Origin of the sequence: Nostoc sp. UCD121, from assembly GCF_014222285.1 — a bacterium.
In the GTDB taxonomy this organism is placed as follows: Bacteria; Cyanobacteriota; Cyanobacteriia; order Cyanobacteriales; family Nostocaceae; genus Nostoc.
Map to the genome: position 1 here is coordinate 1 of NZ_JACKZS010000242.1, position 10,600 is coordinate 10,600.

Below are 10,600 nucleotides of genomic sequence, written 5' to 3' on the forward strand. Positions count from 1 at the left end.
AATAAATCCTCAACATTTAAGAAACTGGTTTGCTAATTGCTGCTACTGTACCTCATAACAGCCGGAAGTGCTGTATACTTTTTAATTAAATCTGCCCCACCCAAAGCCCCCAGATGTTCGCGGTACAGACGATGATTCAGTTCCGACAAAGTGAAATTGTAGCGACAGGTAATAATTACCTTGTGGAGAAGTTGGGAATTTTGCATCGCCTTCAGCAACGCCAGCAGTACATCCACAACTTGTGGTTGCAAGACATAAACCCCATTTCGTAATTCCAAATTTGCCTCAAAGTCATCCAGCACAAAGGCAAAGCGCTGTTCTTTGGTATTCAGTCCTTCAGTGAAAAACTTGGTGAGGCGCTGCATCAAGGGTAACTTGCCATTAAGAATTTCATGCCCTCGTTCCGAGGTACATTGTTCAGCAAGGGTTTTGAGCAGTTTGTCCTCATCCAGTTGCCGAAAGTTCACCAGCCTGTGATAGCCAACCATCCTTTCCAGAAGTCGCGCCGTCACAGTACTCTTACCCACACCCCCCATTCCGTGAATTAGTACCCCTAATGAAGTGCGAATTGCTTTGAGACAACGTTGCAAAGTCCGCCGTCTCCCAACAAACTCAGAGGGTTTCGCCACCCGCACCAGTTGGGTATCGGGATCTAAAAACTGTTGGTATGCAGGTTCCGGCGCAGAGGGTGGCACATCTCCCACCACTTCCACCAACGCAGCGGGACATTCTCCCTGGACATATAACCGCAACAAATGCCAGTCCCGCACATTCTGTTTAAACAACTGCTGGTAAGTGCTAGCGAGTGCTTCAGCTAATTGATATCCGGCTGCCAATTTGCCGTAGAGGTGCGCGGCGGCGGCTGTAGCTGTCCGATCTTCCACAAGCCGCCCCCAACTTAAAACCGCTCTCGCCCCTTGTTCTATTAGTGCCTCAGCCATTGAAGGGACAGCCACTTTATCTGGTGCTTGTCCAGTCCGACACCCAGATAAAAACACCAACTTGGGAAAGCGAAACCGAAAGACTTCCGCCAGTTCTGCGGCTGTGGTTTCGTGGCGTTCCCCCACTTCCGTCTCAGTGATAAAGTAAGGCGTGTAAGGTGCTTCACTCGTAATTGACGCGTGTCCTGTGAGGTGAAACACATCAAAGTCATTAAAATAGCGACTCCACACCTTACCCAACTCGCTAACGCAACCGCTTTCCTCCACCCGCAAATCTACAGCAAAATCTCGCGTATCAGCCAGAATTCTCGCCTCTTCCTCTTCAAACTCTAACTTTGGTTGCACATCTTCCGGGTCGGTTGCCATAAACAATACTCGCAATTGTCGTGCTTCCACAGCAAACCCTTCCGTATCTTTCTCAATCCAGCGCAGAGGTAACACCACTGGATTAACCCGCTTCACTAAAAAATCCTCACCATCATGCAGCACTTCCCAAGGTAGATGTGCCAATTTTTTATCAGTATCAATGGCAATTACCAACCCCTCACCGCGACAGTTAGCAATTCCCCGACTCAACCACCGTCCATCCCCATCCAACCAAAAAAATAACTGCTTCCCGATTCCTGGTAAATTGGGCAGCAGTTTATAGTAATCTCGTTCTCCTTGCTTGAGTAAATCAGCGATTTCTGCTAATTTCAGGCGACGTGATTCATAGTGCTTTATTTGAGGTAGCCAATACCTGAGTTCAACTGTTTCCTGCGTACTTTCCCGAAGTTGAATGCGGATAGTTTGCACTTATTTGCTGATAGATTTGAGGATTTCCGTGATTTCCTCTATGGTAGCTTCTTCAAGTAAAATCCTGTTTCCAGTAACAGGGTCAAGAATTACCACATCAAATTGCTTACCCGGATAAGATTTCTTCCATTCTTGATACCAGTTGCGAATTTGTTCAGCTAAAGCCGCAACACCACCCACAATGGTAATAATAGTAGCAATGGCGGCGAGAGTTCCTTCTCTTTGCGCCGGAACTTCATAGCTTCCCGATATTCCAGGAATTTCTAGCAAAGCCTCGGCTGCTGCTGGTGCGCCTTCACCCTCAATACCAACTTGAATTTCTGCCATAGCTCATCTGCGAATTTATACAACATACTGTATATTCTGCGTTGAATTGAGGATAATATTCACGCAAAGACACAGAGACGATTGCAAAATTATTTACTTAGTGTTGTACCAATTGTCTAAAATAAGACAACAGACCCAAACCTGGAAACCCAGATTAAATCTGACTTTCTTCATTTTTAACTTTTAATTTTTAATTTTTAATTGATATGTCTCTTGCTCCTTGGCGAGGTGCGATCGCTCATGCACTCCATCGCAACCGCAGCCTTGTTTATGCCCGCTACCTGCAACTAGCAACAGTGCAACCCAATGGCCGCCCCGCTAATCGGACCCTAGTCTTTCGCGGCTTCCTAGAAGATACAAACCAGCTAAAATTTATCACCGATACTCGTAGCGCCAAAGCCGACCAAATACAGCAACAACCTTGGGCAGAAATTTGCTGGTACTTCCCCAATACACGAGAACAATTCCGCATGGCTGGCGATTTGACCCTAATCAGCAGTGATGATTCTCACCAGGAGTTACAGCCAGCCCGGATCGCAATGTGGCAAGAATTAAGTGATGCAGCGCGTTTACAGTTTGGTTGGCCCTATCCTGGTAAACCCAGAATCCAAGAAGCAGAGGTCTTTGAGCCATCACCACCCGATCCTATTGAGCCACTCCCTAATTTTTGTCTCCTGCTACTCGATCCGGTGCAAGTAGACCATTTAGAATTACGCGGCGAACCACAAAATCGATGGCTTTACCACCGTAATCACCAGCAAGAGTGGTCTAGCGAAGCGATTAATCCGTGATTTAGTCAAGAGTCAAAAGATTCATCCTACCCCTTCCAAGGTGCGTAAAAATTTTGCTAAATAGATTCCTCTTTAAGCTCTATACTCTGTGTCCTCTGCGCGGCAGTCGCTCATGGGGGAAACCCCCAAGACCGCGCTGCCTTGCCTCTGTGGTTAGAAAAAATACTTTTAAACCACAGAGGCACAGAGATCGCTGAGAAAAAATAAGAGATTTTACGAGTCACCTTGAAAGGGCTAAAGATTGACCCTTAACCCTTGACTTTTAACTAAATGCCAGCACCATCTAAAAATTGCTGGATAGTCTTATCTTTGAGGTTGCACCAGCGAGGATCGTGGGTTGGCTCATCTTCTTTGGTGGCTAAAGAACCCACTAAAACAGGAGTTTTTTCTGAAGAATTGTTGCGCTGAAGAGTTTGTATTTGTTCTTCCAACGCCTCAATCCGGTCTACTAAAGCACGAATTACTTGAGCTTCTGAATCTGGTAAGTTATTGTGTTCAAGAGGTGAAACCCGAACTCCAGAACGATACATGATGCGCCCAGGCACCCCTACCACAGTACAGTCTGAAGGTACATCCCTTAGAACAACAGACCCAGCGCCAATACGAACATTATTACCAATTTGGATATTACCCAGTACCTTCGCTCCAGCCCCAACTACGACGTTTTCACCCACAGTTGGATGACGCTTACCACATTCTTTACCAGTACCCCCAAGGGTAACACCTTGATAAATTAGGGCATAGTCTCCCACGATCGCAGTTTCACCAATTACTACACCCATCCCGTGGTCAATAAACACACTTTGCCCAATTGCTGCACCAGGGTGGATTTCAATTCCAGTCAAAAACCGAGCCAAGTGAGAAATCAGGCGGGGAATAAAGGGAAGACCAAGAGCATACAGCCAGTGAGCCAGCCTATGGAATAGCAGGGCTTGCAAACCAGGGTAACAAAATAAAACTTCCAACCAGTTACGAGCAGCTGGGTCACGTTCAAATATGATACGAAAGTCAGCACGCAGTATAGATAGCACGAGATAGCACCCTCGGAAAGCACAACAAGCTACTCTCCCATATTATCGTCTCAGGTGTTGCACATAAGAATTGGGAATTGAGAATTGGGAATTGAGAATTGGGCATTGGGGATAAATTCTTCCCAATACACAATACCTAATCGCTAACTCCTAACTCCCCACTTCACTGCTGCTCCACTGCCAGAGTATAATCACGCTTGACCCCAGAATTAAATGTACCTACCCAAATCCGATAAGTACCTTTTTTCCAGTTGCGATCGCTAACGCTAGCATCTTTTCTTTTGCCAGTATCATCGCCGCAGCGAATCGTATTCTGATCTGGGCCTTGAATGAGTAAAGTTGTGTCGGTATTGTTGCTATCGACTTTGATTGTTAGCTGAGAAAAGTCATTTTCCAAAACCATAATGTGATCTGGATTAGGATCGGCAAAACCAATACAGGCTTTTTGGTCGCGATCGCGGTTACTTATGGCAGACAATGAGTAAGAACCACCTGTAAACCCCTGCACTGTTCCTTGTCCTGGATTAGAGTTTGTTGACACGGTAAAAGTACCAAAATTCGCTGCTGTCTCTGCAATTACAGGTGTAGCTGTGATGGTGGCAAGTATAGCCAACAACCAGCCGCCGCTAAACTCAAGTCGGGGGCGACAAAATTTCATAGTAGCCCTCCAACAGGCTGTTAAATTAGTAATGATATATACATATTCTAATGAAAAAATTCCAGTGAAATTTCTGTTTGTTGTGCCACATTAAAATGTGCCACAGTAATAGGTTTTTAAAGCAAACAGCTAATTGCTAGGCTGTCTCTTAATATAAATAGCAGCGACTATTCCCCAACTGATGATTTAGATGTGATTACCTCTGTTGGACGCACGACCTTGCCTCCTAAAGAAAACCCTTAGCGGACGATTTAAATAGCAAATAATACAGTAAATTCACGAAAATCTTACGGAACAGAAAAAGGCAGAAGATAAAATAATTTTTAACCTTCTGCACTTGAGCTTTTATGAAAATCTCATGAATTCTTGAGTTGGAAGAAAACGCCACCTTTGAGCGATCGCGTGTCAGTTCCATAACTGCTAACTGTGAGCGATCGCAAATTATCAAAAAACGGTTTCCCTAAAACTTCCGCTAGCTTGAGAATCGGTACTTGACGCTCTAATAAATTCTGGCTCTTTGTCCAGTCAAGATATATATAGCCTTGGTTTGCTAAGGGAATTGCAGCAATACTATCTTGGAAATTGGGATTGTCAATTAAGGAATTATCCTTAGTTGTGAGAATTTCATTTATCGTTTCTAAGTCAGAAGTGAAAATTTCGTAATTTCCTAAAGTTGTATGCAATCCCCGTACTTTTGTTTCAATACTGAAAGATGCTCCCTCTTTAACATCACTTTTTTTAGCCGCCGTAGTTAACTCTGTCCAAGCAGAGATTTTTTGCTTATCTATAGTCAGGGGATTAATGCTGAGTCCATTGGATGATGCGATCGCATCCAAACGAGCAATACCTTGTTCTACACTCTCAGATTTTTCCACCACAAAAATCCAATGAGGGGTTGTTTGCTCTTTCTCAGGTAACAATGCGATCGCATATTCTCCCTGTACCCAACTAAAAATATCCTCTGGTAAGTTTATTCCCCAACGTTTTTGAACATCCACTAAAGGTTTGGCTAACCGAGAAACCACATCTTCCCCAGAACCATATATAGTAGCTGTTGCTTGTCTCCAGAGTTTGGCTAAATCGCTGTCACCCAAATTACTCAAATTTGAGCCGGAAATTGCCAAACCTGCCGAAGCTGGAACATACTGCAATGCTCCTACAGGTTTAGATAGCGGTGCAGATGGAGTGAGAATTTCTGATGAAGTCAAAAATGTGGTTTCTGCTAGCAATCCTTTGGGATTCAACGCCAGAGAAATAATTTCACTGTTATAAAGTTGTTCTGACAATTCCAAGCCTTGCCATTTTGCCACAACGGGAAGATTCAAGAACGCTACAGCTAAACCTCCTTTGGGCAGTTCTTTACTAGCTTTTTGGTATTCGGGGGAGCTAGTCAAATTCAGATCGGGCGCTTGGACGTTATTAATCGCGTCTTTTAACACTTTCGGATCGTTGGCAAACAACACAAAGCCTTCACCAACAACTGCACCTGCAAGCAAATCCTGCTCTGGTTGAGAATTGTCATAAATTAGCTTTACGCCTTTATATTGTTCAACAGCTAAAGTTGCCCCAGATAACGCCCGTTTGGAAAATAACAATTCAACAAACTCGCGGCTTTTCTCAGGTTGCTTAGTTGCTAGTGCTAACAGATACCCTGGCTGCTGTCCGTTTTCTGGATCGCGATCGATATCTAAGGTGGTGATAGCTAATGTAATTTCATTCCCTAACCAGGGTTGAACGTCTTGTTTATAATCTATGCCACTTTTGGCGAATAAACTGGTTTTGAGTTTAGATAGTTCCTCTTCACGTTCCAACGCCTGCAACCGATCGGGATTCGCCAGCAATGAAACCATTGCTGGTGAAAGTTTCGATACGAATATGGCTGCACCAGGCTCAGAGGTAGAAGCAATGAGGTTAGCCGGACTTTTGGCGAAAAACCAGTAAAAGCCAGCGATCGCAATTAGCAATGCGATCGCACCTGCTACGATAAAACCAATAAATGAACGTTGCCTATTCACATTAAACCTTTAAAAAAGACGGTTTACAGCCATTTAAGCAGAAAGCCTAACAGAATTTATCAGCCTTCTTGAGAATCGATACTCATGCAAAGGCAGAGATTTTCTGTCACCATAAATAAGATTAGGACTGTTTATAGGGAATTCTTTTAGTCAACCCATGAACCAGATTAGTGTAGAAGAACTGGCACAACGTCTTTCCTCTGGTGATGGAAGTATACAGCTAGTAGATGTCCGAGAACCAGAAGAATTGGCGATCGCTAACATTGAAGGCTTTGTCAACCTACCCTTGAGTCAATTTGCCGAATGGGGACATGAAATACCTACCCTCTTCAACCCTGAAGCTGAAACCCTTGTGCTATGCCACCACGGTATTCGCTCTGCCCAGATGTGTCAGTGGTTAATTGCTCAAGGTTTTACAAATGTGCAAAATATTTCGGGTGGTATTGATGCTTACTCCATCTTAGTAGACCATTCAATTCCCCAATATTAGCTTGTGTTTGGGTGCATTACTCAGATGGAACTTAATTCCATCTGGCTTTTGCTATTGTGAAAATAGCACTAAATTAGTTTAGGGACTAGCCAGAGATGTTTGTAACTTTCTCCACTGGCTACACAACTTACGCAACTTTTCGCCCCTAATCTTAGCTGCAATAGCCGCAAAAATACGTATACAACAATACTTTTCTAAGTGTAGAATTATGCAAAAATAAGGCAGGAAAGAATCTTGTAAATTCAAACTCTTAGCTTTTGATGCAAAGCCTAGATTCTATTGAGAGCGCACTTTTCAAGAATGGTGTACACGAACCTTAAAATTAATTATCACAATATAATTGTATAATTTGTTATCTTAATAAATTATTAATATTCCTTGTTCAAATCAAATCCAGAAATTTCTCCAGACTTTGATTAAAATTTGCCTCTAGCAAAACATATCCTATGGAAGTCCAGTTAACAAATCGGCAACAGCATATACTTTGGGCAACGGTACGTCACTACATTGCTACGGCAGAGCCTGTTGGTTCAAAGGCTTTGGGCGAAGAGTACGACCTGGGTGTAAGTTCAGCCACAATTCGCAATGTGATGGGCGTTTTAGAAAAATCTGGATTACTCTACCAACCACACGCTTCTGCTGGACGTGTACCTTCAGATTCAGGCTATCGCATTTATGTTGACCAGCTAATTACACCTTCTCTGCGTTCCCGGAGCGTGTCGCAGACAGACGCTACGCGGACAGAAACTTTAGGGCGAGAAATAGAGGTGGCATTACAAAAGCATCTCCAGTGGGAAGATCGGAGTTTAGAAACCCTACTGCAAGGAGCCGCGCAAATTTTAGCAACCTTGAGTGGTTGCATTAGCTTGATAACTATGCCGCAAACTACAACAGCGCTATTGCGACATCTGCAATTAGTGCAAATTGAAGCTGGGCGGATTATGTTAATTGTTGTTACCGATGGTTATGAGACACATTCCAAATTAATGGATTTGTCGCCAATACCAGAAGAGACACAACGAGATTCAGAGGTAGTTGATCGCGAGTTGCAGATTGTTTCTAACTTTTTGAATACCCATTTGCGGGGGCGAAGTCTGTTGGAATTAGCCAACCTCAACTGGAGCGAACTAGATCAAGAATTCCAACGCTACGGAGAATTCTTGAAAAATTCAGTTGCCGAATTGACTCGTCGCACTCTTGCACCGACTGCCACACAAATTATGGTTCGGGGTGTGTCAGAAGTTTTGCGCCAGCCAGAATTTTCCCAGCTACAGCAGGTACAAACGATTATCCACCTGCTGGAAGAAGAACAAGACCAACTATGGCGATTAATATTTGAGGAACCAGAACCGGAGGATGCTGGTAAGTCAAGGGTAACGGTTCGCATTGGCGCAGAAAATCCATTAGAACCGATACGCTCCTGCACTTTGATTTCTTCGAACTATCGTCGAGGTTCAATACCTGTAGGAAGTGTGGGAGTTTTGGGGCCAACGCGCTTAGATTATGAAAGTGCGATCGCAGTTGTGGCATCTGCTGCTGATTACCTCTCTGAAGCCTTCAGTTATTTCAATCCTTAAGGTAAGGTTTCGGGATAAGCTGCTACAAGTCTAGATGAATGAATAATGCGATGATCGCAGGTAGATAGCCCAATTGGTAGCGGCAAAATCAATAATTAATCCTACTCAAATATTTCATGGTTAGAAAAATTGCCTTTGGCTTCCTGTGGTTAGGATTCGTTATTTATGCTTTTTTCCTAGCACCTCCTGAGCAACCCGGTACATTCGAGTTAATTAAAAACCTTTCTACTGGACAGTGGCAAGGCGTTAACCCGTTAGTAATAGCACTATTCAACCTCATGGGTATCTGGCCTCTCATCTACAGTGCAGTAGTATTTATTGATGGTAAAGGGCAAAAAATACCTGCTTGGCTATTTGCTACTGCCTCTTTCGGAGTCGGGATATTTGCCTTGTTACCCTACTTAGCCCTTAGAGAACCAAATAATCAGTTTGTTGGTAAAAAGAATATATTACTCAAGCTGCTAGATTCTCGTGTGACTGGGATTGTGTTGACTGTAGCCACAGTTCTTCTAGTTGCCTACGGTTTAAAAGGAGGAGATTGGGGAAATTTTGTGCAACAGTGGCAAACAAACCGCTTTATCAATGTAATGAGTTTAGATTTCTCCCTACTTAGTCTCTTATTTCCCGCATTACTAGGCGATGATATGGCGCGTCGTGGTTGGGAAAATCCACAGATATTCTGGTTCATAGCGTTGATACCGCTATTCGGCCCCTTGATTTATTTGTGCGTGCGTCCACCTCTACCAGAAGTTGGCGTAGAGGCAATACCCAGTCAGCAGCCAGCTGCAAATTAAAGTAAAGCTAAGGGCAGCGTTCTACAAAAAGGGGGATTTAGACGCAAAAAATCCGAATTATAAATTAGTAATTATGTTAAATGCACACCATCTAAAGATGATGACTAGAAAAGCTGCATTGTGGTTACTATGGCTTGGATTTATCGTCTATATATTACTATTAGCACCGCCCCTGCATTTACAGGAAACGCTAATGCTGTTGAAAAATATATTTACTCTTCAGTGGCTTGCCATAAATCCAATTATCCTTTCCTTGTTTTCTCTAGTGGGCATTTGGCTACTAATTTACAGTGGTTTATTGTTCATTGATGGCAGGATGCAACGGATTGCTTTTTGGCCTTTTGCCTTAGCATCAGTAGGGTCAGGAGTGCTTGGTCTATTGCCATACTTGGCTTTTCGTGAACCAAATCAAGAATTTTCTGGACAAAAGGATGCTTTTTTAAGGCTGCTGGATTCTCGTTTTTTTGGGATTGTTTTGAGTTTAAGCACTGTTGGCTTGCTGTCCTATGCGTTTGCCTTCGGTGACTGGGGAGATTTTGTACAGCAGTTCCAAGGCGATCGCTTTATTAATGGTATGAGCTTGGCATTTTGCCTTTTTTGTCTTTTATTCCCCACAATCCTTGGTGATGATATCGCTCGTCGCCACTGGAATAATCCCCAGGTGTTTTGGCTAGTAGCATTTGTCCCGCTACTTGGCCCACTTGTTTATCTCTGCTTGCGCCCGCCCCTACCATCAACTATTCGTGAAGAATGGTTGATAGCTAATCGGTAGTAAATTTCTTCTATTTATCACCAAGGTTCAATTCCAAGAAAAAGTGTGAGAATTTTGGAGACAACGCACCTAAATGAAAAAAGTGTGTAGGGTAGCCCGTCGTCAATATTGAGAGTCTCCTTTTTTCAGGGAGTTGAGGATTCTGTTGCGGGTGCGAAAATCCAAAAGAAAGTTTTTTCTGAAAGTACTTTACAAAACGCAATAAAGTCTTTAAGATGTGTAACAGGTAGTAAAACCTACCTAATTCATCCGCAAATAATCGCATTTATAAAACAATGACAACAACCTTACAACAGCGCTCAAGCGCCAACGTATGGGATCGATTCTGTGAGTGGATCACCAGCACCAACAACCGGATTTACATTGGCTGGTTCGGCGTAGTCATGATCCCCACCTTGCTAGCTGCCAC

At 43.5% G+C, this 10,600-nt stretch carries 10 protein-coding genes and 1 pseudogene; 6 read left to right on the forward strand and 5 right to left on the reverse strand.

Going from position 1 to position 10,600, the window contains the following annotated elements; translation table 11 throughout:
* Positions 1-32: 32 nt before the first annotated feature.
* Together GNF10_RS31430 and GNF10_RS31435 are read right to left on the reverse strand one after the other, a co-directional pair.
* Positions 33-1,736, reverse strand: a complete 1,704-nt coding sequence (locus GNF10_RS31430) for a CHAT domain-containing protein (RefSeq protein WP_311774245.1) — start codon at positions 1,734-1,736, stop codon at positions 33-35.
* Entirely contained in the window at positions 1,737-2,063 is a 327-nt protein-coding gene (locus GNF10_RS31435) for a hypothetical protein (RefSeq protein ID WP_185580637.1), read from the reverse strand.
* 206 nt (positions 2,064-2,269) lie between these two features.
* On the opposite strand from GNF10_RS31435, the gene GNF10_RS31440 reads away from it, so the two are divergent.
* Positions 2,270-2,854 (forward strand): Npun_F5749 family FMN-dependent PPOX-type flavoprotein, encoded by a 585-nt coding sequence (locus tag GNF10_RS31440; RefSeq protein WP_185580636.1) that lies wholly within the window; start codon positions 2,270-2,272, stop codon positions 2,852-2,854.
* Positions 2,855-3,120: 266 nt separating this feature from the next.
* Here the strand turns inward: GNF10_RS31440 and cysE are convergent, their stop codons facing one another.
* From cysE to GNF10_RS31455, 3 genes are all read right to left on the reverse strand, one after another.
* Positions 3,121-3,885 (reverse strand): serine O-acetyltransferase, encoded by a 765-nt coding sequence (gene cysE, locus GNF10_RS31445; RefSeq protein WP_185580635.1) that lies wholly within the window; start codon positions 3,883-3,885, stop codon positions 3,121-3,123.
* Positions 3,886-4,048: 163 nt separating this feature from the next.
* Positions 4,049-4,543 carry a hypothetical protein gene (locus tag GNF10_RS31450; RefSeq protein ID WP_185580634.1) on the reverse strand — a complete coding sequence of 165 codons (495 nt, stop codon included), beginning with the start codon at positions 4,541-4,543 and terminating at the stop codon, positions 4,049-4,051.
* Positions 4,544-4,899: 356 nt separating this feature from the next.
* Complete coding sequence (locus GNF10_RS31455) at positions 4,900-6,558, reverse strand: DUF3352 domain-containing protein (RefSeq protein WP_185580633.1); 1,659 nt, start codon at positions 6,556-6,558, stop codon at positions 4,900-4,902.
* Positions 6,559-6,715: 157 nt separating this feature from the next.
* On the opposite strand from GNF10_RS31455, the gene GNF10_RS31460 reads away from it, so the two are divergent.
* From GNF10_RS31460 to GNF10_RS31480, 5 genes and pseudogenes are all read left to right on the forward strand, one after another.
* Positions 6,716-7,048 carry a rhodanese-like domain-containing protein gene (locus GNF10_RS31460; protein ID WP_185580632.1) on the forward strand — a complete coding sequence of 111 codons (333 nt, stop codon included), beginning with the start codon at positions 6,716-6,718 and terminating at the stop codon, positions 7,046-7,048.
* Between the two features lie 446 nt (positions 7,049-7,494).
* Positions 7,495-8,625, forward strand: a complete 1,131-nt coding sequence (gene hrcA, locus GNF10_RS31465; protein ID WP_185580631.1) for a heat-inducible transcriptional repressor HrcA — start codon at positions 7,495-7,497, stop codon at positions 8,623-8,625.
* A gap of 116 nt (positions 8,626-8,741) precedes the next feature.
* Positions 8,742-9,419 (forward strand): DUF2834 domain-containing protein, encoded by a 678-nt coding sequence (locus tag GNF10_RS31470; protein WP_185580630.1) that lies wholly within the window; start codon positions 8,742-8,744, stop codon positions 9,417-9,419.
* Between the two features lie 100 nt (positions 9,420-9,519).
* Positions 9,520-10,191 (forward strand): hypothetical protein, encoded by a 672-nt coding sequence (locus GNF10_RS31475; RefSeq protein WP_185580638.1) that lies wholly within the window; start codon positions 9,520-9,522, stop codon positions 10,189-10,191.
* Positions 10,192-10,466: 275 nt separating this feature from the next.
* Positions 10,467-10,600: pseudogene (locus GNF10_RS31480) on the forward strand (photosystem II q(b) protein); the annotation flags it as partial.